The organism is Candidatus Methanoperedens sp. (assembly GCA_012026795.1).
Taxonomy (GTDB): domain Archaea; phylum Halobacteriota; class Methanosarcinia; order Methanosarcinales; family Methanoperedenaceae; genus Methanoperedens.
Genome location: VEPM01000001.1, coordinates 154,077 through 179,810 on the forward strand (window position 1 = coordinate 154,077; position 25,734 = coordinate 179,810).

Consider the following 25,734-nt stretch of genomic DNA (forward strand, 5'->3'; position numbering starts at 1 on the left):
ATATTTATTTATTTTTCCTTATATTATTTATGTCTGCTGCCAAGGACGTCCTTCAATCCCTTATAAGCGAACATCATAGCAGGTAATGCGTCATTAATCGAAAAAGCATCATAATAAAGGTCTTTTTCATAGAATTTAAAAAATTCCTTAAACGTTGCAAAGCGATGGTTTGAATTTTTAAGATGGCTGATAAGAGCACGGAAGTCATTTAACAAAAAACGGGTCTTAACACCGACCTTATAATTAAAAACCGGCTTAACATCACCGAATAAAGCCATTTCATAGAGGAGGTATGGAAAATTAACACCTGCAGCAATCGCCTGGTATACAGATCCCCAGAAACGCGGATTAACCTCGATAAGGACTGGCCTGTTGGTGCGCTCATCGAGTTTAAATTCCACCATTGCAACCCCATGCCAGTTAACGTGATCCAGTATCTTCCTGGCAGCTGTCTCCATCTCCTGGTTCCTGACACTTACCCGCAATGTGCTTGGTCCGCCCGTTATAGGATATTCCCTCAATCTCTTATGGGTGAATGAGGCTCTGATGTCTCCCTGGTTATAAAGCATTGACACACCATATCCGGATCCGGGTATATACTCCTGCACGATAGGATATTCCGAAGGTTTAAGATTAAATTTCTGGATTGTTTGCCTATATTTTGAAACAAATTCAGAGGCGGAATATACATAAGATATACCGACACTGCTTGTTGCGTTTCTTAATTTGATCACCACCGGATATTCCATTTCTTTTGAGAATTTTTCTATGTCTGCGGCATTAACGATCTCATACGTTCCTGGAATACGTATATCAAGTTCCGATGCGAGCCTCATAACTTCATTTTTATTATGAAGTTGCATCATTTTTGGGAAATCCTCAAAAGGTACTTTTGTAAATGGCGTAAATTTTTCTTTATATTTTGAAATAAGATTTGTTTCCGTGCTATTAATCGGCATTAAAACATCGATTTTATTTCTTTTTATATGATTTTGAATGGAGTTTACGAAATCAGTTTGTGTTCTTTCTGGAGGAGCACACAGGAAATGATGTTTAGAATACCTGGAAAAAAATGCCGCAGATAAATATTCACAATCCGTAGTTGTAATTTCTACACCTTTTTTACCCAGGCTCTGTGTAACTACAAGACCTTTAACATTTGATGCATTTGTTATAAGTACGCTCATTATAGTTAAATCACCTCAATAAGATCTTACGCAAACCGGCGTTAAATAGACCTGTTATTCCGGCTTTATTATATTTACCAATCCCTGCACTTAACATACGGATGTGAAAGGGAGACGTATTCCCCCATGTGTTTACTTTTCCGTCAAGCAGATATTTCCTGATGTCTTCGCTATTATTGGATATTCTTTCGCCAGTCAGGACCAAACGCACGCGTCCTATTTCAAAAGATGTATGAGCATCGCTTCCCGCAGCTATTTTTTTTCCAAATTTTTTGGATAAAATGCTGGCTTTTTCATTCAATTTTTTTGAAATTCGTGAATTCATTACTTCTACCATGTCAACATCCGTGACCAGGTCCTCTGGATTTGCGAATTTATTTTTATACGGATGCGGTAAAATTGATATCCCTCCCTGATCTTTTATAATATCAATTACATCTATAAATCTTCTTGAAGTTATGTTTTCATTTAAAAACAATCCGATCACATCCCCCTTATCAGTCGATATTTCCGACCCCGGGATGACCATGAAATCATCGCCTGCAAGAGATCTCATCTTTTCTGCACCAGCCATTGTATTATGATCGGTTATCGCTATCCCTGAAAGACCCCTTTTCCTGGATATTTTGATAATTGTTTCCGGCTGCAAAGTTGAATCATGTGAGTATTTGGAATGCACATGTAAATCAAGATTATATATCGTTGGTACCCTTTTCATAGCATTTTGTCATACTAATGTTTATTTTTCCTGTACCGGATAATTCCTGCTTTCCCGATATTTTTCAGGTTTTGTAATACCAATTCCCCAATCCAGTCAATAATTCGGCCATGCCATCTGTCCGGGTGCGCCAGAAGACATATCCGGGGATATCGTTCTTCTTTTATCAAATTAATGATATCATCTGTTGTTGATATATTTCCAACCAATAAATTATTTTTTTGATGATCCTTGATAACATCTTTTACCCTGATATTCTTATCCGCCCAGGTACGACCAGTATCTGTAAGGTAAATAACATCTTTATAATCAAGGGATAGATATGGTTCACCAATGATTCCAAAATCCCTGAAATCATATTTATTCCAGATATTCGAATTCAACCATGGAGAAAACGGATTCCCATGCATACATACGGTCCTTATATCGGTAAATTCCCGGAATGTGTTCAGTTCCTGACCAAATATCTTAATTGCCTCCCCCATATCGCCTTTTGCTTTATCAAGTGTTTCATAGTGATATCCGATCTCATGCCCCATAGCGGCTATTTCCCGGAAATATTCCGGTTTAAATACTTTTTCTGTCGTTCTGCAATAATAAGTAGAAACCAGATTTAATTCATGTTCAATCCTGGCCATTTTATGTGCATTAGAAATATTTCTGTCTACATCATGCCTCAGGAGGATGCAATTATTTGGTGATTTTTCCTGATTAAAATATTGCTCAAAAGTAAATGTGGTGTATGAAGAATTTGAAATTGTTTCACACAATGTCTTGTATTTTTCCAATGTAAAATCTATATTCAATTTTCTCATCTCTTATTTCATATGTTTAACCAGTATTTTAGAAATGCAATTGCGCCTCAAACAAGAAGAAAAATATATGGTGACAACTGTTGGCTACTCTACAGTTCTTTAAATATTTTGTCTTAATAGTTTCTAATTATTTCCTTTTCTTCATTATGAAAAGCAATGCCATTATGGCTATAACCGGCAGCATTATTGATGGAAATTCCGGAATTTCATCAACTTTTTTAGTTGTTGTTTGTGTGTTAAAACCTGTGTTACTGCCACTACCTTCATATCCATTAACACAGGGGGGAGACTGTATTTCGAGTTCTCCCCCGTTACCGGATACTAATTTAAAAGTAGAAATCCCATAAGGAATATGGAGATCTATCCTTTTTATTTGTTTAGGCAACAAATTGATTGTAAAATTCAAAGGATAAATAGTAATGGATTCATTATCAGAAATGAAATTACTTAGCCTTACGTCAATAACACGTTCAATATCGCTTTTATTAGTACAGGTTAGTATCTCTCCGGAAAAATTTGATTTTATGGATTCCGGCTGTGGATTTTCCTGGAATACTGCAGAGCTCAAGTTAGATAATTGGAGGTTTTCTGTATTTGATTTTTCAAGAACATTGTTATCCAGAATTGTATTAGCTCCATTTTTTTCAGTTCCGTATCTTTCATTTATAACTAATATGCCGATTAAGATAAACAATGATATTAACAATATTATTCCTTTTTTAATAACGGTCATAATTTGGTCATTACTCCCTTATTAACTACCATGATTAATTCTTTATGTTATTTTAACATTAAAATAACCTCATCATTTCACCACGTTGTGGATTAAAAAGCTTTCGCTATACCAGCCGATCCTCTTATCATTTGTTCAATTCAGATGAGCCTAAAGAAATTTCCGGATAATACCGTCCGGCAGTTTATAATATTTTTTAATTATATTGATAAATATTTTTTCCTGGGCGAATTTAGTCATGGAATAATTATCTTCGAAATCCTCGATATTTTCAAGGTCTTTGGCGACAAGCCGCATCCTGACACTTGAACCCGGGAGATTGAGGTGTTTTTCCAATTGAGATAGTGCATTAATAAAATAACCTGAACCGACAGCTCTATCAGGGCCTATATTTTTTACCATTCCGCAATGGATGCAGTAAGGGTGGGATTTTAAAACTATAGGGCGCTCTCGTATAATATACGGCAGCCACACCTTCTCAATATTTCCACAATCTACATGTTCGCATTTCATTTATTTTGTTCTCTCTTGTCATGACACAACTTTACTGGTCATATAATTATCTATTGCAATGATATATATTGTTATAATGATTATCGTGGGTATTTTAATTCTCATGAATGTTTTGGATCGCCAGAATTTCCGATATCTGACTTACTGAAATTCGGAAACAAAAATCAATAGTATGAACGCTATACATCCGAATCTACTGCAAGTCCATGATGAGGTAATTGATATTCACATATAAATACTACTTTAACTATAACTTGAACCGATAGTATATTGAACAAGAGATATTAAATAAAAATTCCAAGGTGTGATTTTAATGAAAGTAGCGATTCTTGCCGGGGGATACGGCACACGTTTAGCAGAAGAGACAGAAATAAGGCCAAAGCCACTGGTCGAGATAGGAGGAAAACCGATCCTGTGGCATATTATGATGCACTACGCTCACTATGGTTTCAAAGATTTTGTTATAGCCCTGGGATATAAAGGTGAAGCAATAAAAAAATACATGGTGGACTATTGTTCTTTGAATAGTGATCTGACCATCGATCTTAAATCAGGCAAAATAGAGATGGATGGTGGCTACAAACCCGACTGGAAGGTAAAACTTGTTGACACGGGGACGAATACCCAGACAGGGGGCAGGATCAAAAGACTTGCGCAGCATCTTGGCAATGAGACATTTATGTTAACCTGGGGGGATGGAGTATCTGATGTTGATCTTTATAAACTTCTGGCATTTCATCGCTCGCATGGAAAATTAGCCACCCTGACAGCCGTAAGACCTCCTGCGCGTTACGGTCACCTGAAATTTGATAATAACAGGATAACGGAATTCACTGAAAAACCCCAGACGGGTGAAGGCTGGATAAACGGGGCTTTTTTTGTACTTGAGCCGGGTGTTTTTGATTATATCGCAGGCGATGAAATAGTATGGGAGAAAGAACCTCTGGAAGGACTTGCAAGGGATGGGCAATTGATGGCCTATCAGCACACGTCTTTCTGGCAATGTATGGATACATTACGTGAGAAATATATACTGGAGAAATTATGGCAAAGCGGAAAAGCACCCTGGAAAATATGGGAGTGAGAAAATGAAAGTATTAGTGACAGGACATAACGGTTATGTAGGCACGGTCATGATGCCCATGTTAATAAAAGCAGGGTATGATGTTACAGGGCTTGATTCGAACCTGTATAAAGGCTCAACATTCGGGGAAATGGTTAGAACCGAAGACTATCCTGAAATAGAAAAAGACATACGGGATATCCGGTCTTCTGACCTGAAAGGATTTGAGGCCATAATTCACTTAGCCGGCCTTTCAAATGATCCCCTGGGGGATCTAAATCCCGACCTGACGTTTGAGATCAATCATAAAGCATCAGTGAGACTGGCAAAACTTGGTAAAAACGCCGGAGTAAAACGTTTCATTTTTTCATCATCATGCAGTAACTATGGTGCAGGCGGCCAGGACTGGCTGGATGAAAAATCAGCTTTCAATCCGGTTACACCATATGGCACATCCAAAGTTCGTGTTGAACAGGAGGTATCCGGACTTGCAGATGGTAGTTTCAGCCCGACTTTCCTGCGAAGCGGTACTGCATATGGGGTCTCACCGCGCCTGCGTTTTGACCTGGTATTGAATAATCTGCTGGCCTGGGCATATACCACAGGAAAGGTCTTTCTGAAAAGCGATGGCCTGGCATGGCGTCCGATCGTGCATATCCGGGATATGTCGCTTGCTTTCCTGTCTGCCCTGGAGGCCCCCATCGAACTTGTCCACAATGAGGCTTTCAATGTGGGCCGCACAGAGGAAAATTACCGCGTACGGGATCTGGCGCAAATTGTTGCAGAAACCGTACCTGGCAGTAAAATAGAGTACTCCTCAGGGGCTGAACCTGATAAGCGTAATTATCGTGTGTTATGTAATAAAATAGCAGAAACGCTTCCGGGATATAAACCATGCTGGACTGCCAGGCAGGGCGCAAAAGAATTGTATGAAGCTTATAAGAAAATCGGCCTTCGCCAGGAAGAATTTGAAGGATCCCGCTACCGCCGTGTAGACCATATCAAGCAATTGTTAAGTAGCGGCCTTTTGGATGATACCCTTCGCTGGGTTAAAGATGCTAAAAACCAGGAGAATTAAATAATGGATCGCCCAGAGCCCGCATGTTTTTCCTGCGCAAATACCCGGCTGAGATCAATATTGGATTATGGCCAGACACCTATTGCTGACCGTCTTCTCACTAAAGAAAAATTGGGGAAACCTGAAATAACGGCTCCCCTGGAACTTGTTTTTTGCCCTGAATGCAGGTTAGTGCAAATAACCGAATCCGTATCCCCGGAAATCCTGTTTGTTAAGGATTATCCCTATTTCTCTTCCGTATCGCCTGCATTACTTGAGCATTTCAGGAAGAGTGCAGAGGCAATAATCGGATCAAGAAAGCTGAACTCTGCAAGCCTGGTGATTGAAGCCGCAAGTAATGATGGCTATATGCTGAAAAATTTTGTCAAAATGGGTATTCCTGTGCTGGGCATCGATCCTGCCCAGGACCCGGCAGAAGCTGCCACGAAGGCAGGCATCCCGACACTTTGCACGTTCTTTGACAGGGATCTGGCAGGCAAACTTAAGAACGAAGGCCGCATGGCAGACGTTTTCCTGGCCAACAATGTCCTTGCCCATGTTCCAGATCTCAATGGTTTTGTTGAAGGCTTTAAAATGCTATTAAAGGATACCGGCGTTGCTGTAATGGAGGTTCATTATGTGGCTGATCTTGTTGATCACCACGAATTCGACACTGTGTATCACCAGCACCTGTGCTATTTTTCAGTTACCGCACTGGATAACCTTTTCAGGAAGCATGGTCTTTTCCTGAATGAAGTTGAACGTATTCCTACCTACGGCGGATCATTGCGTTTGTTTGTAGAACACCATGAAAACGTGAGTGAGTCTGTAAGGTCACTGATGGAAGAAGAGTCAAATAAAGGGGTCGACCAGATCGATTATTTCCTGGATTTTGCAGATAAAGCACATGAAATGAAGGATTCCCTTGTAGAGCTTTTACATGATCTGAAACAGAAAGGAAACAGGATAGTAGCTTATGGGGCAGCCGCAAAGGCTGCAACATTCCTCAGTTATTGCGGATTGGGGAAGGATCAACTGGATTATATAATTGACTTGAACAAATTCAAACAGGGTCGCTATATGGGTGGAAACCATCTCCTGATTGTACCGCCGGAAAAGCTTGTACAGGACATGCCGGATTATGTCCTGCTTCTTGCATGGAATTTTGCAGATGAGATATTAAAGCAGCAGACAGCTTACAGGGAAAAGGGTGGGAAATTTATCATTCCGATCCCCTATCCAAAAATCACATAGTTTATAAATAGTAAGCAGAGAAAACTTTAATAGTTTCAGGGATTTTATAATAAATTGATATAGGGTGGTTAATTTTCCACTTGATGCAGTGGAAACATACCCTGTTATCTTTATATATCTGGATGTATAATATAGTAATATAGTAACCTATATATACAAGGCATGTAAGGTAACGGCACAAGTAGATATATTGGTGTTGATGATATGGCAAAAACCAAGCAGTACCTAATTAAAATTGTGCCTACTGTATCAAGCAATTTCGCTAAATGGTTACAACCCACAGATGTGCGAAATCTTGGTTTAGGGAGTGAATAGGAGGAAGGAACGTGGCTAAGGAAACAAATGATATATGGGATAAGGACTTTGGAGATATTATTGTTGATAGGGAAAAAACAAAAAGGTTTTCATATAGATATAGGGGTTCTATGAGGATGTCCATGGGGCTATTTTTCTCTAACAATGAATATGATTGTTGGCGTAATGCAGTTTTATCTAAAAAATTGCCATAGTCCACCTTTTTTAATTTCATCTTACATGGAAAACGGCGCACACATGTTCTCAGAAACTGAAGAAAGAAATCTCAAATATATTACAGAATTGTATGGCAAAGTTAAAGAATTGATAATTTTTTGTGAGGAGAACCAAGAAGAGTTTAAAACTAACCTCCATATAGTGAAGGAATTAAGAGATGCTTTTGACCACTTAATGCGTGTTTTTGCCGTAAAGCTTGAATTGAAGGAAGGGAGGGGGAATGGATATATACAAACAAGCTTAGATAAAGTATTGGGGCATGTATTTAGGGCAGGATATGATACATTAGATTTTGCCACAATTATTTTGAGAGATAAAATTAATAAAGAAGTATCAGATTTTTCACCTTCTGCAATACAAGCTTCAATCCCAAATTATTACTCTGAAATGCGACCCTCGATTGAATCTATGACAGCAGATATAATCAAATTAAGAAATAATAAAGACATAGCACAACCATCTCCAGACTTATTTAGTGAGTATTTTAAAAATGTTATTAAACTACAAGAAATATTTAAACAAATAGTTATAGCCAAACCATCGTTGATAGAGTATGCAAACAAAGAGCGGAAAAGAAAATGGAGTGATTTTTCCATACAGATTGTTGTAGGTATTATTATAGGTGCTATATTGGTTTGGGCAGGACTAAGCGGATAATTCCCACCGATTCACCAACCGCCTTTTCACCGGAATTATTTTACAATGACTACCCAATTCTCACCAAAGCTGAAAACCGTAATTATCGGAGGAGGACTTGCAGGTCTTGCTGCTGCATACAGGCTTGCAGGAAAAGATGAAGTAGTTATCATCGAGAAAGAACCTGAACTCGGAGGCATGGCTTCAAGCTATACTGTAAAAGGCACGGAATTTTACCATTATCATATTGAAAAATATTATCACCATATATTTGCAAGCGATAAGGAACTCATAGCCATTATTGACGAGCTGGGAATCGGCAATAAGCTTGAATGGCTGCGCGGGACTACCGGATATTTTTTTAACGGGAAAATTTATCCCATGAATACGCCATTTGAGATTCTAAAGGCCCTGCCTTTCATGGATGTCATAAGATTGACATTGCTTGTCCTTAAAGCCAGGACCATAAAGGACAGGACTGCTTTTGATGATATCACAGCAAAAAAATGGATCATGGACACAGCAGGCGAATCAGTATATAATAATTTTTTCGAGCCGCTGTTATCAAGTAAATTCGGGGATAATAAGGAAAAAGTATCTGCTGCCTGGCTGCTTGGACGGGTGCAGATCCGCTCGAACAGAGGCGCAAAAGGCGAAAAGCTTGGATACATGCGCGGGGGTTTTTATGCTATTGTCGAATCAATGGCTGATGCCATTCGGGAAAAAGGTGGCAAAATAATCAATGGGAGCGTATCGGATATTGAGATAAGAGATGGTTGTGTAAGGAGCGTCGTTGCAGATGGAAAAATCATCGAATGCGATAGGATTATTTCAACTGTAGCCCCTCATGTTCTTAAAAAAATAATTGATCCTCAGCTTCCCGGATTTGACCTGGACATAAGTTATCAGGGGACGGCCTGCGCACTTTTCGGTTTAAAGGAAAAGCTCATGGATGAAGTATATTGGCTTAATATCAAGGAGAATGTTCCTTTTGGTGCAGTGATCGAGCATACTAATTTTATTCCGTTATCTGATTATGGCGAACATCTTGTATATGTTACTTCATACTTCCAGAACCCGGATAGTCCTCTGTGGAGTTTAAAAGATAAAGAGGTCATTGAACTATATCTGAAAGGTCTTGAAAAGCTATTTTCCGGGTCCAGGGAAAAAGTAAAGTGGTGGCGACTTAGAAGGGATATGGATACTGCGCCTGTTTATGAAGTCGGGTATGGGAAGAAAGTACTTCCTTATAGGACGAATATCAAAGGGCTTTATCTTGCAGGTATGTTCTCGGAAGCGAATTATCCTGAGAGGAGCATGAATGGATCGATCATAGCAGGGTTTAAATGTGCCGATGAAGTAATAAAAGGACAATAAAATGATCATGTCAATTATTTTTACCGGACTCTTCATAAAGGATTTTTTCCTTTTCTCTCTTTAAGTCCATTTCACGGCGCACAACGGCTTTCATTGCTTCCGAGGGTTTTACGGTCACCTGTATCCTGTGCTTCCTGTCGCTCATATAGGCAGCATAACCATAGACCATATATGCAATGAATGCAGCCGGGATAACGAACAACCATCCTGCGGTAAAGGCAAGGAATGTTTCAGCCGGATAATAATATGACGATACCATAGAGACACCCCCAAGGAAAAGGGCTGCGATGTATTTTATTCGATTATCCATACAAAACCACACTCATATATCCTTTTATAATGACAATGTTAAAAGAATATTTGATTGCGGATTTAGCGGCTATGAACCTGTTGCGTCATGATCTGTATGATGTGTACTCATTGTGCCATATTCTTCGGAATATGAACTTAATCTGCCATTATAATATCAATACAACTTGCACCTCTTTTTTAAATGACTGTATATTCTTGTTTTTTCTAATCGCTTATGCAAACTGCTATAGTCATATATATCATTATTATGCTCATTTTATTTTAATTAAAAAATTAAATCAATAATTTTATATAGAATCATAGCATCAAAACCTGCTGGCTTCTTCATTTAAGAGATGCGGGGAGCCTCCATTTCAACGGATAGGTGGTAATATGGTCTTTAATAGTCACATTTTGAGAGGGTACGCCCCGGGGATCACGGGTGGAATAACAATGCTTGCATTGGCAGCAGTTGTGGTAGTTCTCGTTAATCCATCTGTGGCCCTGGAGCCTCCTATAATCCTTAATTCCTCGCATGATCCTTCAATTGCAATTTCACAGAATTTCAGTAATACGGCGAGTCCTGTGAGCATGAAATATAGTAAGAAATATGAACGTAAACCAGGGGAACTGCTCGTAAAGTATACCAACAAATTATCAACAAATGATTTTAAAGACTACTACAAGTCGCAGAACATCACGCTAATAAAGAGTTATCCTGAAATTGGATATCATCTGATTCGAGTCGATGAGTCGAAAATTGAAACTACTATTAAAGCGCTCTTCATATCTGATAAATTCGAGAGTGCGGAGCCAAATTATATAGTAAAGGCGTTAAAAAGACCAGATGCTCCTGAATTTGATCAACTCTGGGGCCTGGATAATACAGGCCAGACCGGAGGCACACCTGATGCAGATATAGATGCACCTGAAGCATGGAACATCTCCACCGGATCCAGGGGAGTTATTGTAGCTGTAATTGACACAGGTGTCGATTATACCCACGAGGATCTTGCAGGGAATATGTGGACAAACCCGGGGGAGATACCGGGTAATGGAATTGACGATGATCATAATGGTTTCGTGGATGATTATTATGGATGGGACTTTGCATATGATGATAATAACCCCATGGATGGAAATTATCATGGAACACATGTCTCAGGGATCATAGGAGGAGTCGGGAACAATGGCAAAGGTGTGGCAGGTGTATCATGGAATGTCAGTATTATGGCTGTGAAATTCCTGAATGATGAGGGTGATGGCTATGTATCAGATGCAATCGATGCAATAAATTATGCAACCCTGATGGGTGCTGATATAATGAGCAACAGCTGGGGAGGAGCAGATTACTCATCAGCATTAGAAGCTGCTATCAAAGCTGCAGATAATGCCGGGATCCTTTTTGTGGCATCAGCGGGAAATTATGCAGCAAATACAGACGATTCTCCGGTTTATCCTGCAGGATTTGATGTTGCCAATATCATCTCAGTAGCGGCAACGGATCACAATGATAGTATCGCCGATTTTTCGAATTATGGAAATATGACCGTCGATATCGGGGCGCCAGGTGTTGGTATTCTCAGTCCGGTACCAGGCAATGGATATGATTCATATAGTGGAACTTCAATGGCCGCACCCTATGTCTCAGGAGCGGCTGCTCTATTAAAAGCATTCAACCCGACACTAACACATTATCAAATCAAGAATATTTTAATGAATAGCGTCGATACTCTCCCCTCCCTGAATGGAAAGACCGTGAGCGGAGGACGTTTGAATATTCATAAAGCCATTACTATTGCCCCTCCCCAGGTTAATCTCATTAAAAATCCGGGGTTTGAATCAGGAACACTATCGTGGTCATTCTTTCCGACCGGAACCGGGAAATTCTCAGTTGTATCCCCCGGTTATGAGGGAACAAAAGCTGCCAGGCTTGCACCCGGCGAAAATGGCACCAACATACAATTATATCAGACAAATGTGGTACTTGAACCAAAAGGAATTTATCGACTGAGCTTTGCAGCTAGTTCAACGACGGGACATGACCTGGTGATGCGATTATATCAGCATGTCCCACCATACACGGACTATGGTTTAAACCAGAATTTCGATATTGGTACGGGCTGGGAAAGATTCACAACTGAGTTTACTGCGCCAGATTTAACAAACACAGTATATGACGGACGTTTAATTTTCTGGCTTGCCCCATTTGTAGAATCAGGGGATATATATTACATCGATGACGTTCGATTGGAGAAGATCGGTGTTGATAACACCCCTCCGATGGTTATAAGGAATACGCCATCCGAAGAAAATGGCCTGGCAAATACTAAAATAAACGTAACTTTTAGTGAAGCGATGAACAGGGTATCTGCTCAATCTGCTATCTCAATATCTCCAGTAACCACAGGGAGCTTTAGCTGGAACGGAAATACCATGATATTTACTCCTGATCCAATTCTTATCAATAGCACAATCTACACAGTTACAGTGGGAACAGGCGCTAAGGACATAGCAGGTAATAATCTGCAATCCTCGTTTAGCTGGCAATTCAGCACCGGTCTTACACATAACATCAACAAGGGAATAAATTATTCCAGTATTCAGGCTGCTATTGATGCTGCCAGTCCCGGAGATGAGATACTTGTAGACCGGGGTATTTATTGGGAGAATATAATTATTACAAGGCAGCTAATCCTGCGCGGGGAGAGTAATCTGACTACTATAATCCGGGGGAATGGCAAAGGGAATGTCGTAGAAGTGGAAGGTAAAGGAGTGATTATCGAAGGGTTCAGGATACAGAACGGTTCAAATGGGATATATGTAAATTCAAGCGACAATGTGATTTCAAATAATGTTATAACAAATATGCATGGCATAAATGGAACAGATAATAAGGACGATTCCGGAGTGGGTGGAAATGGAGGTCTTTCTTCCGGAATCTATATATCAAGGTATATTAACAACACTATCTCAGGCAATACTCTCAGCAATATTACAGGGGGAATAGGAGGAGCAGGTGGATCTTATGGTTCAGGGGGAGCCGGTGGTCCCTCCTCCGGCATTTATCTGTCCGGTTCTACAAAAAACATCCTGACAGGCAATACGATTAGCAATATTGTTGGGGGAACGGGAGGAACTGGTACGGACTCTGGTGATGGCGGCTCTGGCGGTCTATCATCAGGTGTCTATCTTTCTAATTCCACAAACAACGCTCTTGCAGGAAATATAATAAGCAGTATATCCGGAGGAGAGGGAGGGGAAGGAGGCTGGTATTTAATAGATTATCGGGCTTATGGCGGCGGGAACGGGGGTTCCGGAGGTATTTCCTCAGGCATATATGTCTCCGATTCTCCAGATAATTCCCTCACCGGGAATATGGTCAGCTACATATCAGGAGGGGCCGGGGGAACCGGAGGATATGGTAGTTCCGGCGGCAGTGGTGGTTTTTCCTCAGGTACCTCTCTTATGGGTTCTCAAAACAATATTGTCAAAGGCAACAGCATCAACAACATAAAAGGAGGGGGTGGAGGAAACGGCGGAATTGATGTTGAACACGGCGGTGGCCCTGGTAGCAATGGAGGGATATCTTCAGGTATCTACCTCTCCGGTTCCTCAAACAACAACCTCAAAAGTAATATTATAGGCAATTTGACAGGAGGGATGGGAGGAAACGGTGGAATTTATTGTGGTTCAGGCGGCAATGGGGGTATCACAGCAGGTATATATATTTCATATTCAACAAATAACATTATCATAGGAAACACTGTCAATTATACCACAGGAGGCACTGGCGGAGCAGCGGGGTACGATGAGTACATAAATTGCGGCTCAGGTGGTTCAGGCGTTTCCTCCTCCGGGATTTATCTTACCGGTTCTACAAGCAATACACTTAGCCGCAATATTTTATCGGACAGCAACTATGGGCTTTCTCTTGACTTATCCAGCAACAATACAATATACGACAACATATTCATCAATAATAATGATGTCCAATCCTATGGTTCAAACGTAAACATATGGAACATTACCGGGCGACCAGGCACCAATATCATCGGCGGCAACAATCTCGGCGGGAACTTCTGGGCAAATCCATCGGGTAAGGGTTTTGGCCGGACATGTAATGATATTGATAAAGACGGGATTTGTGACTTGCCCTATGTTCTTGATGCGAACAATACAGATTATCTGCCGCTTGCATATAAGTCCCTGCCAAGAAATATTACATCCTGCACAATAATTTCGTCGTCCGGGGAATTTACACTCAATAATAGCATACTTAGCAGCGGTGCTTCAAATTGCATTAGCATAACCGCAAGTAATGTAGTCCTTGACGGGGCAGGCCATACTATAGATGGCATAGATGCAGAAGGGACCTCCGGGATCTATGTTTATAACTCTTCAAAAATTATTACAAATGTTACGGTAAAAAATATCAGGGTTACAGACTGGTCTAATGGTATTTATTATATAAATTCCAAAGATGGAATAATAATAAACAACTCTGCAAATTCGAATAGCAACGGAATACTCCTGAAATCTTCAAGCATTAACAACGTAACAGGCAACAATATCTCGAATAGTACTAACATCGGGATTAATGTTTATGAAAATTCGAATAATAATACTATCAGCAGCAATAAAGTCAATAACAGCAGGTCCGGCATATTTTTCTTATATGCGTTTAACACCACGGCTTCCAATAACATAATGGAGAATAACAGTTTTAACTTTGGAGTAGGCGGGGATCTGCAATCTTATTTTGATGGTAATAATATAGATACTTCGAATCTCGCTAATGGAAGACCTATTTATTACATCAAATATGGAAAAAACACTATCTATGATGGTTCAACGAAGGCAGGCACTTTCTTCTGTATTTTATGTAATAATGTGACTGTCAGGGACCTGGAAATGCATAATATGGATAAAGGAGTATATTTCCTGTCAACAATCAACTCCCGGATTCAAAATATCACAGTTAAAGAAAGCGGATGGGGCGTTTTCCTGAGAAATTCTGCGAATAATATTATACAGGATAGCGAATTTTCAAACAATAATATATATGATTATTCTGAAAAAGGAGTGTCAATATATTCTTCTGATAGTAATATATTAACAAATAACACTTTTATTTCAAATAATTACGGGATAGAGTTCTCTTCTTCCAATAAAAACACTATCTATAACAACTATTTCAATAATATTAATAATTTGCTTTTCAGGGGAACGAACAATAACATCTGGAATATCACTAAGAAATCAGGTAAGAATATAATTGGCGGATCATATATAGGTGGGAACTTCTGGGGAAATCCAGGCGGTACAGGGTTCAGCCAGGTCTGTCCGGATAGTAATAATGATGGATTATGCAATTTAAAATATTCACCAGGTAGTAACAATAATGACTACCTGCCGTTAAAATTTAAAGCTGTTACAGGGATTACAGTTAACTCTCCTAAAGGCGGCGAGAACTGGACCAGAGGCACTGCTCAGACCATAAGCTGGAATAATGCAGGCAATCCTGGATCGTATGTAAAGATCGAACTCCTGAAGTCAGGTACTCTGAGCAGAACGATTGTGGCAAGCACCCTGAATGACGGTTCCCATAGCTGGATAATACCAGCAACCCAGCCCGCAGGAAATGACTATAAGATCAGGATTACCAGCAAGAGTAATCCGGCGTATGCTAATTCCAGCAAAAGCAACTTCAATATCAGCAGTTAAGCCCTGGAAAATGTGAAACAAAAGCATGGCAGGGGCAAAAAAGATAAGCTTTGGCACTAAGTATAACCTGTAGAAAAGGAGTGACAATAAAATGAACCGGAAGATTGAAAACATATTGGAAGGCAAACCAACACTGGAAGGCGCAGGAGTTCATCTTAAAAGGGCATTTGGTTTCAATGAAGTGCCTTTATTGGACCCTTTCCTGCTTCTTGATGATTTCCATTCGGACAACCCCGCTGATTATATTGCAGGATTTCCCTGGCATCCGCATCGCGGTATTGAAACAGTGACCTATATGCTGCAAGGCAGGGTGGAACATGGTGACAGCATGGGAAATGAAGGTGTGATCCTGCCAGGCGATGTGCAATGGATGACTGCGGGAAGCGGAATAACCCACCAGGAAATGCCAAAGGGAGATAATGGGCATATGTGGGGTTTCCAGTTATGGGTGAATCTTCCATCCACTCATAAAATGATGAAACCAAGGTACAGGGAAGTAAAAAAATCACAGATACCGGAAGTCACGACAGATAAGAACGTTATTGTGAGAATAATTTGCGGGGAATTCGGGAATACAAAAGGACCAGTACGGGATATTGTGGTCGATCCTGAGTATCTTGATATTACGATTGCTCCGGGTGCGGAATTTGAACATGGTATCAAGAAAGGGTACAGAGCATTTGCTTATGTGATCGAAGGAAGCGGTTTTTTTGATGAGGATAAGAAAAAACCAGTCGGCATCGAACATCTGGTAATTTTCAAGGATGGGGATAATGTGAAAATTACAGCAGGTAATAAAAGTCTGCGTTTCCTCCTTGTATCCGGAAAACCTATTGGCGAGCCTGTAGCATGGGCCGGACCTATTGTTATGAATACACAGAAAGAACTGTATATAGCTTTTGAGGAATACCGCAATGGTACGTTTATCAAATAATTTAGTCTTTCGAAACTGGTAATATTTTAGATTTTAAACAACACTTCTCGAAACAAACAATTTCACAGAATTTTTTGCCGTAAATCATTGCAACTGTCAAATGTCAAGTTTCTCGTTTCACTAAGAGCATGTCTGAATATTTATTCTGGACAGGATTTACAGGATGGGCCGGATTAATTTCCATCCTGTAAATCCTGTAATCCTGTCCAAAAATGCATCTGAACACTCACTCAGAACCAATTATGTTCATCGAATCGGTGTGAAAACCAAGTGAAATTCAAATTTTGGTCACATTATAAAATTTTTATCTTGCTTAAGAAAGTATATATATCATCATAACCATGATAATCCAAATGTAAATTTTGTGGGTAGCCCACGAAATTTATAATTATGGTGTTATTTAATAATACGGAGGAAATGGTATTAATGAAAAGAACTGAGGGTAAAATGTTAGATTTTTTAAGAATTGTTGTGACCACACTGCTGTTTTTAGGGTTTATAGCAGGGACAGCGAGCGCTTTTAATTTTCAAGGATATACTTATAATGAAACAAAAGGCGCTCTGAACGGTACTAATGTAAGTATAGAGGTTTACACATTTGGTCAACAGGGTCCTCAATTAAACACAACTTACTCTAATTTGAGTAATGCATCAGGATATTTTAATGTCAGTGGTGTTATAGATAGCGTTGGTTTCCCACCTTACTTTTATAAAATAGTGCTGAGGCATTTTAATGAAACAAGTAATACCCTTGACTATATCGGTCAGTCATTGCCAGAGTTTCCATATCAACAAATAAACCAACTTACTATGGGCTCTCCGATCGATTTTTATCTAAGACCCGGCGGCACAATAAATATTACAGCAGTAAATGTGACCGGTGACGCTACAACTTTCAGGTATCAAATAAAGGACACAAAACTTGGGTATCCAATAGCTTCAAACTTTAATAGCGAAGTACCAAATGCTCTGGTCTATGTTCCTGCAAACAGGAATTATTCTATCATGATATATCCGAACCAGAGTTTTCCTGTAAGCTATGACCTGAATAACCTCACAACATATACGAATAATTATGCAAATATTTCCTTTAACACCTCCAACTTATTAAGAAGAGTCACCGGTTATGCAAATTTATCCAGTGGTTCATCTAACTTCACGGATCTAAAAATAATAGCTTACCTGATGGAACCTGGAAGCATGGTATTTCAGGATCATCCGATGCCTTATAACATGAGCGCATGGGATTGCGCGGGTCCGGGTCCGACAAATTGCACGAGTGATATTTATGACCCCACAAATGGTACTTATAATATAACACTGCCCGGGGCGAAAATGACAGCAAACATATTGTTGTTTGCAACGGCATATAACGCTACAGGTTATTATGGGGCGTTTAGAAATATATCCCTGAACTACTCGAATACAACAGTAACCAACTTTAACTTCACACTGGAGACACTTCTGGGTACTCCAACAACCATTAGTTTGAATAACGCAAGTGGAGGACCAGGAGGGCCGCCGGGTATAACCAATGTGACGACCAAAAAGTTATCCTTCCAGTTGAAGAATGAAACTTCACAGGCAAATATAACCGGTTTTGCGCACATTGAGGTGAAGATTAATTACTCTGCTTATAACGGCTCAACTTTTAACTGGATGACAGATGCTTCGCAGGGCTCTAATGGTTCATTCAGCATTCCTGTAATCAACGCGGATATAAACAAGATAAATATATTCACACAGGATTTTGCGCCTCTTAAGACTTCAAAGACAGCAGCCCAATTGACGCCTGAGCCTGTAGTTATTAATCTTACATCATTTGAACCAGGGGCAATAAATCGCAGCGGACCGCCACCGGATATTAAGATAAAGATGCTGAAAAGCAATCCACAGTGTGATGTTCCACAGCCTGCACCAGGCTGCAATTTATTCAATGACGCCGGCGGCGAAAGGAACATGGCTGATTTTAACCCGTTCAAGGTAGTTATCGGCGGCGGCAAAATAAGCATGAGGATGAAGCTTGTCAGCAATAACATCACAGTGCATTACAAGAATGTTGATATGCTGGCATCAGGACCGCCGGATGCAGTGTTTGATCCCAGTGCAAATCGAACATCCCAGAATGGGACACTATTAGAACAGGTATGGCGGTTTGGAAGCATGGGACCTGAGATATATGATGAGGTTCTCATAGGTATTCCTCTTGGTAGTGTAAATCCGAACAATGTTTCGGTTAAACTCGGGAAACTGTATGATAATAACTGGAACGAAGCATGGAATATGAGTGTAAATGATACATCTCAGATTCCGTCAGATTATAGCGCTTTCAATACAACCTGGTTTAATAGCACCACAGGCATGCCTTGCACTACCAGTATAACATCACCATGTTATCTGGATATAACAAGGAGAATGGTCTGGCTCACCATACCTCACTTCTCAGGAGTAGGACCTGCTGTTTCGGGAACTGCGGGAAATTTCACTGCGAATCTTACAAACAGCACAGGCATCGCAGGGAGAAACGTAACCATGTATTTCACCATGAATGATACCGCGAATACTACTTCATGGTACAACATCACGTTCCCCAGCGACTTTAATGCAGGTGCGGCTTCAGTTAATTTAACTATCAATGGTTCAGCAGGTCCGTCAGGATGGGGAAATACCACCGGTCCGCTCTTCGTGAATGTATCATCAAGCGCTGACCCGGTTAATGCCAGTGCTGGTGTGACCCAATATATCAATATCAGCAACATCACATTGCCGGGATCGGCAGGAATTAAGACGATTAACGTTACAACAAGTAACGGATTAACTGTTACGTTGAATTATACGGTTGCAACTTACGGCGTTAACCTGTCAGTTTCAGGTGGTGTAACAGGGACAACCAATGCAACAGTAAATAATACATATACACTTCTCCTGCAAAATAACGGAACTGCTACCGATACATACAACCTGACCATAGATCCGACCAATGCATCCACAGCAGTCCTGAATGTTAGCGGAGATATTACTTTAGGATCAATGGAGACACGGACATTGCTTCTGAATGTGACAAATGCCTCAACAGGAACTGCTTATGTCAATGTTACTGCACGATCGTTAAACGATTCGACTAAAGCAGGTTATATCAATACTACAACGACCATTACTGCGGCACCTGAAAGAAATGTCAGCCTCACAGTTAGTCCGGTGTCGGCTTCAGCTTCAGTCAGGCCCAACGTAAATGCGACCTATACTCTTAACCTGACAAATACAGGAAATATGGTAGACACATATACGCTGGTATTAGATGGGGATACTACGGCCTCGGTGAATGCCACAAATATTACTTCAGTCAACGACCTTGCAGCAGGAGCATCAAGAATATTCCTGCTCAATGTGACAAATACAACGCAGGGAGTATTCCACATAAATGTGACTGCGACCTCGAACGGTAACAGTAGTAAGTTTGCTTCCGTCAATACCACGACGTCTGTGACTCTAAGCGCCCCTGATATTGCTGTCTCTTACTGGGGATATGTCGTCATTAATCAGGTTTTAAGCTCAGCTTATATTAGTGTACACGGATCAAACGGTACAGAAGTTGCAAATACGACCAGCTTCTCTAATGGTACATACCAGGTATCAGTGCCATGGGACGATCTCTATACAACCGCTGATGAGGGTGTAGTTTCAGGTGAAACCATAACTTTCAATGTGAACAATATATCCGTGTACAGTAGAACCATCAACAATAATGGGACGAACAACAGGCAGGACCTGTCGCTCTACAACGGAACCATAATCGGCAGCGTTCTTAAAGCAACTACGGGCCTTGGAATAGACGTCGCTACGGTTACCATCACAAATGCCACGCTTGGCCTGTCGGTAACCACGACAACCAACTCATTGGGGTCATATTCAGCTCCGGTTTTCCCTGGAACATACAATATAAGTGTTACAAAGTCAGGATACATAAGCAATACTACTACAACAGGTAAGATTGTTTATGCAAATACCAGCACATCAGTGGCTGCCATTTTGCTTTCCCCCAATACGGTCACAGTAACAGCAAACAGGACAGTGGGATCGGCAGATAGAGGACAGAATGTAACCTTCAACCTGACAGTGGCTAATAAAGGTGACAATGCAACGTTCAATGTAACAACATCGGTTACAAATATCACGATAGCGACAAACATTACAACACCATCTCCGCTGCTGCTTAATACCACCACATCCACAGGAAATGTGATTGTGGAAGTGAACAACAGCAACCTTGGAGGCTGGCCTGTCACAGTAACCATCAGCAATGGTACACAGTCAAAGACCGCAAGCATCACACTGAATGCGATCATGAGGGATTCAAGTGTAGCTAACACCACAATCAACAGTACAGTCAACAATTCAAATGTCACAGGCGGCGCATACCTGGAAAATACGAGGGTTGACAATTCAACAGTTGCAAACGCAACACTGATAAATGCAACTGTACAGGACAATGCAACCATCTCAGGCAATTCGACGTTAATAACGGATTCAACCATAACAGGCCAGGGTACAGTAATCACCGATGGCTCGATTATCAAAGGCACTTACGTTGATTCCTACATAGACAACTCCATAATTGGAAGTGCAACTGTTGATAGTTCGAATCTTACCGGTTCAACTATAGGTGGTAATGCATCGATCACGAATTCCACATTGATAGATGCAACAGTTACCAACTCGACATTGACCGATGTGACTGTGAGCGGTGAAAGTTCGATAACAAATGTTGCAAGCCTGGACAATATAACAATCGGAGGCGTGACAATCACAGGACAGGCAGCTTATGACTTTGAAGGTATGATCTCAGCAACAACAACCGGCTGGGTAACCTACCAGACAATAAACTTCACGAAGGTTTACGAAGCTGTCCGTATTTCCCAGCTGGTTATTGAGCAGAGTGGAGACATACCTGTTCAAGCAAACATATCTACTCGCATAAATGCCACCCAGGGAGTTTCCAGGAACATCAGTATGAATGTCACTGCCAACAGGAGTATGGCCATAAACATCTCGGAAACATTCATAAGTCCTGATGGTGTCGGACTGGGTTCAGGTAAAATCGGGAACTACCTGGTCATCCGGAGCAATGATACATCGAATGTCACGAACCATACCCTGAGATTATATCTGGACGTCAATCCGGCAAATTATTCAAGTGTCAAGATATATTATTACAATACGACAGCAGCAACGCCGGCATGGCAGGCTTTGACAACAACTGCAAGCGGTAATGAAAGCGGCAGATGGTATCTTGAAGCAACACCCAACCACTTCAGTACCTTCGCATTGCTTGGAACACCAGCAACCACACCGTGTAGTAATTGCGATGGAGGCGGCGGTGGAGGCGGTGGCGGAGGTGGCGGCGGAGGAAGGTCCAATGAAAATACATCAAATATCGAAGTGGTCGAGAAATATGATATGCAGATATCAAAGGATGCTCTTACCGCCTACAGGTTCACTGATAAAAAGAACCCCATAATGTACGTCAATATAACAGGCAACACCACCCTGGGGATCATCACCACATCAGTAGAAGTATTGAAGAATACCTCGACACTTGTGAGCTTCCCGCCTGAGGGACTTGTGTATAAGAACGCCAATATCTGGGTCGGGACTGCGGGCTTTGCAACTCCGAAGAACATCAAGGATGCTCTCATCAAATTCAGGATTGAGAACTCCTGGATGAGTGAGAACCGCGTTCAAAATAGCGCAATAGTCCTTGAGAAATGGGACGGAAGCAACTGGGTTCAGCTTGAGACAACGTTCGTGTCAAAGGATGGCACCTACTCGATCTTTGAGGGCAGGACAAATTCCTTCTCACCATTTGCAATAGTTGCAAAGTCAAGTGGCCAGGCAATCCCCACAGTAACATCCACACCGGCCGGAACACCGACACCCGGACCAACAGGAAAACCGGGTACGGGAGGTGAAGGAGGTTTATCGACAGAGATCATCATCGGATTGATAATCCTTGTGATCATCGGGGCTATAGCATACTACTTCCTGGTGGTGAAGAAGAATGAGTAAGAATCCAGGGGCTTTATGCCCCTTATTTTATTGTCATGAAATCATGCTAGCTAAAAAGGAGATTAAATGAAATGAAGGAGGCTAAAATTATGAGAAAAGGAATATTAATAGGTATAGGAATTTTGATAATATTGCTGGCGCTGGCAGGAACGGGAAGCGCAAACCCGAGTGGATCCTTTGGATTGAACTGTGGTCCTGGGTGTCATCCATCTATAACGTCTGCGATGACAACTTTCTACAACGAAACGCATCGTTATAATGCAACTTCGATCGCTTACAATGTAACAGCGAATAATACGTTGTATTGCGATAAATGTCATGTAGATGTCTCAACACATAGCAGTGGGGAGGTTATGAATTTCTCTCTTAGAAATGGCACTGCCACATACCTGAATTCTTCGGTATGCAAAGACTGCCACAAGGCAAAGTACGATAACTGGACAAACACATTGCACCGCGTCATGTTGACCAAGAATACTTCAGGTGCAGTGATGAACCTCAGTCTTCCTGACGGGTTGAACTGGACTACCACGAACGTATCATATATGATAGTAGGTAAAACCTCTTTTAGATACCTTAATGCGACAGGATATTTATTCAGGAAATATGATGTTGTAACGGGGAATTTTACGCCTTATAACACAACTGATCCGGAAAATAGACCCCAATACTCATGCGGAGGCTGCCATAACACAGGCTATAATGCAACTGGCGGCAACCAGAGCAATTTATCCGGAATAATCGGAACATGGGCCGAAGAAGGGATTACATGCGAGAACTGTCATGGGCCAGGCGGCAACGGTCATAACGTGACCGTATACACCAAGGGCGAGGATTGTATGAGATGCCATTATGGCGCCAGCAGACAGGGACTTGCAATGACGAACAAACATGCACTGGGCCCTGCTGAAGAATCCACTAACCCCAGCTGTACCCAGTGCCATTCGCCGTATAACAGGTATATAGGATCTCCGGCGTCAGAAGGTACTGCTGCAAATGTAACATGTTCAGTATGCCACAATCCCCACAGTACAACGAATGATAAGTACGCAGGTCTTCTCGCGCCAAATGGTTTCAACAATATCAGCTATGCTACTGTTGAAGATGTGAAGTTAAGCTTCTTTAACGGGACTGCGAGCAATGTCAGCAAGTTCAGTAATACCAGCGTGTTCACAGGTACGAATGCTTCACTGGTGGCAGGGAATGATATATTTGATAACCTGAGCCTTGTCACCGTGTTATACCCATTCCTTGGAAGCACGTCAAAAATCTATAATACCCAGGTAATAGATGACAGCTATGGTACTACAGGCATTAACCTGGCAGGCCGTCCCGAATCTGAAGTCCTGTGCTCAAAGTGCCACTACAGGCATGGATTGGAACATATAGCAGGCGTGAACCTTAGCCATGGCAGGAATAATGTAACTAACAGCAGCGAAACTGCAACATGCGTTGACTGCCACATGGCCAATGCAGGCGGCAAGACGGAGCATACCTTCGATGCGGAAAATGCAACGAACTACCCGCAGTATACCTGTTCAAAGGGTACGAATTGCCATGTGACAAGCGCGGAGAACCTGAATTTAAGCAATATTTCAATAGTTCCCATAGAAACTGAATGGGCTGCAAGCAGGCATAACAAAACCCAATTTTACAAAAATGATTCCTACTTTGCAAACCAGACCGGCTATAGCAGCAGCTCCGGCGCCCCCAATCGCAATAACAGCGAATGCATGAAATGCCATTCACCATTTGAATGGAACCCTTCGTATATAGTCAGAAACGTATCAGATTTCAGGGGTATAACATGCGGAGTTTGTCATAATATCCATGATATGGGTGACTCGATCAACGAATCAGGTCTGAAATATAGCTGGTATAACAGGGATGCGAGTTATTCAAGCGGAAGATACAAAGCTAACTACACGCTGATGGCAAATACCACGGAACTGTGCGGCAACTGCCATTCGAATGATAATCCCAGAATATATCGGGCAGGGCCTGGCTGGAATGGAACGGATGCTACCAGCACCAGCGCCACAGTTTATCCAGTTTCACCGCACGGCTGGCCAGCAAAGGATCTTTTCCTTACTTCCCCGAAGCAGTCAGGCCAGGACTTCGAATGTATTGATTGCCACATGTATGTCAACAAGACAAATGCCACAGGATTAGTGGCCGATACCGATAAGATAACAGGACATAGCTTCACAGTGAATCAAACCGGTCTTCAGAATACTTCAAGATGCGGAGGCTGTCATAATGGAGTATTATTCGATACAATTCCAGACAGGATTGAAGCTGTACAGGCCGCTACCCATACGAAGTGGAATTCCACTAACTCGACAGTTATGGGCGCACTGGCAGTATATAAGAACTATACAGGCGTGAAGAACCTGAGCGCGGATAAGATCGCCAGGGCATACTGGAATCTTAGATTGGTATATTCAGACGATAGCTGGGGTGTACATAACCCGGATAAGGCGACTACACTGCTTGATGAAGCTGCAGCTTATGCGGCTGCTTCAAATGCCTCTCTCGGGCAGGCATTAGTATCAACAGTCAACCTGACCGCAGGATGGAACAATAAGGCTCTCCAGAATGCATCAGCGGTTACATCCCCGGTCTCGGTAATGTCTTCGGTGGCAAGCAACATAACCGTGGTCTGGCATTACAACACCAGCAACCCGGCAGACCCATGGGAATTGTATGATCCTGCCATGCCTTCAAATCTCAACGATCTGACTGAGATAGTTTCAGGAGAAGGCTACTGGATATACGCAATAAGAAATACTGTGTGGACTGTATAAGTCCACACATTTTATATATTTTGGA

16 protein-coding genes are annotated in these 25,734 nt (G+C 41.4%); 10 read left to right on the plus strand and 6 right to left on the minus strand.

Annotated features, from left to right (window positions below; all coding sequences use genetic code 11):
- Positions 1-23: 23 nt before the first annotated feature.
- The 5 genes from FIB07_00795 to FIB07_00815 all read right to left on the minus strand — a co-directional run bounded on the left by FIB07_00795 (position 24) and on the right by FIB07_00815 (position 3,966).
- Positions 24-1,187 (minus strand): ATP-grasp domain-containing protein, encoded by a 1,164-nt coding sequence (locus tag FIB07_00795; protein ID NJD51387.1) that lies wholly within the window; start codon positions 1,185-1,187, stop codon positions 24-26.
- A 10-nt stretch (positions 1,188-1,197) separates the two neighbouring features.
- Positions 1,198-1,905 carry a PHP domain-containing protein gene (locus FIB07_00800; GenBank protein NJD51388.1) on the minus strand — a complete coding sequence of 236 codons (708 nt, stop codon included), beginning with the start codon at positions 1,903-1,905 and terminating at the stop codon, positions 1,198-1,200.
- Positions 1,906-1,919: 14 nt separating this feature from the next.
- Entirely contained in the window at positions 1,920-2,720 is an 801-nt protein-coding gene (locus FIB07_00805) for a hypothetical protein (GenBank protein ID NJD51389.1), read from the minus strand.
- Positions 2,721-2,847: 127 nt separating this feature from the next.
- Entirely contained in the window at positions 2,848-3,453 is a 606-nt protein-coding gene (locus FIB07_00810) for a PEF-CTERM sorting domain-containing protein (GenBank protein NJD51390.1), read from the minus strand.
- A 150-nt stretch (positions 3,454-3,603) separates the two neighbouring features.
- Complete coding sequence (locus tag FIB07_00815) at positions 3,604-3,966, minus strand: hypothetical protein (protein NJD51391.1); 363 nt, start codon at positions 3,964-3,966, stop codon at positions 3,604-3,606.
- Positions 3,967-4,279: 313 nt separating this feature from the next.
- Between FIB07_00815 and rfbF the strand changes: the two genes are divergently transcribed.
- The 6 genes from rfbF to FIB07_00845 all read left to right on the plus strand — a co-directional run bounded on the left by rfbF (position 4,280) and on the right by FIB07_00845 (position 9,884).
- A complete protein-coding gene (gene rfbF / locus FIB07_00820) occupies positions 4,280-5,050 on the plus strand; it encodes a glucose-1-phosphate cytidylyltransferase (protein ID NJD51392.1) in 771 nt (256 codons plus the stop codon).
- A 4-nt stretch (positions 5,051-5,054) separates the two neighbouring features.
- The gene (locus FIB07_00825) at positions 5,055-6,107 is read left to right on the plus strand and encodes an SDR family oxidoreductase (GenBank protein NJD51393.1); all 1,053 of its coding nucleotides are present in this window, start codon (positions 5,055-5,057) and stop codon (positions 6,105-6,107) included.
- A gap of 3 nt (positions 6,108-6,110) precedes the next feature.
- Positions 6,111-7,340: a class I SAM-dependent methyltransferase gene (locus FIB07_00830; protein NJD51394.1), complete on the plus strand. Its 1,230-nt coding sequence runs from the start codon at positions 6,111-6,113 to the stop codon at positions 7,338-7,340.
- Between the two features lie 326 nt (positions 7,341-7,666).
- On the plus strand, positions 7,667-7,849 hold the full coding sequence (locus FIB07_00835) for a hypothetical protein (GenBank protein NJD51395.1): 183 nt from the start codon (positions 7,667-7,669) through the stop codon (positions 7,847-7,849).
- Positions 7,850-7,874: 25 nt separating this feature from the next.
- A complete protein-coding gene (locus FIB07_00840) occupies positions 7,875-8,528 on the plus strand; it encodes a hypothetical protein (GenBank protein ID NJD51396.1) in 654 nt (217 codons plus the stop codon).
- Between the two features lie 69 nt (positions 8,529-8,597).
- The gene (locus FIB07_00845; GenBank protein ID NJD51397.1) at positions 8,598-9,884 is read left to right on the plus strand and encodes an NAD(P)/FAD-dependent oxidoreductase; all 1,287 of its coding nucleotides are present in this window, start codon (positions 8,598-8,600) and stop codon (positions 9,882-9,884) included.
- A gap of 10 nt (positions 9,885-9,894) precedes the next feature.
- On the opposite strand, the gene FIB07_00850 is transcribed toward FIB07_00845, so the two are convergent.
- Entirely contained in the window at positions 9,895-10,194 is a 300-nt protein-coding gene (locus tag FIB07_00850; protein ID NJD51398.1) for a hypothetical protein, read from the minus strand.
- 374 nt (positions 10,195-10,568) lie between these two features.
- Between FIB07_00850 and FIB07_00855 the strand changes: the two genes are divergently transcribed.
- The 4 genes from FIB07_00855 (at position 10,569) to FIB07_00870 (ending at position 25,709) form a co-directional block, all read left to right on the plus strand.
- Positions 10,569-15,902, plus strand: coding sequence for a hypothetical protein (locus FIB07_00855; GenBank protein ID NJD51399.1), 5,334 nt, complete (start codon positions 10,569-10,571; stop codon positions 15,900-15,902).
- Positions 15,903-15,993: 91 nt separating this feature from the next.
- Positions 15,994-16,836, plus strand: coding sequence for a pirin family protein (locus tag FIB07_00860; protein ID NJD51400.1), 843 nt, complete (start codon positions 15,994-15,996; stop codon positions 16,834-16,836).
- A gap of 390 nt (positions 16,837-17,226) precedes the next feature.
- Positions 17,227-22,902, plus strand: coding sequence for a PGF-pre-PGF domain-containing protein (locus FIB07_00865; protein NJD51401.1), 5,676 nt, complete (start codon positions 17,227-17,229; stop codon positions 22,900-22,902).
- A gap of 71 nt (positions 22,903-22,973) precedes the next feature.
- Positions 22,974-25,709, plus strand: a complete 2,736-nt coding sequence (locus FIB07_00870; GenBank protein NJD51402.1) for an ammonia-forming cytochrome c nitrite reductase subunit c552 — start codon at positions 22,974-22,976, stop codon at positions 25,707-25,709.
- Positions 25,710-25,734: the final 25 nt, after the last annotated feature.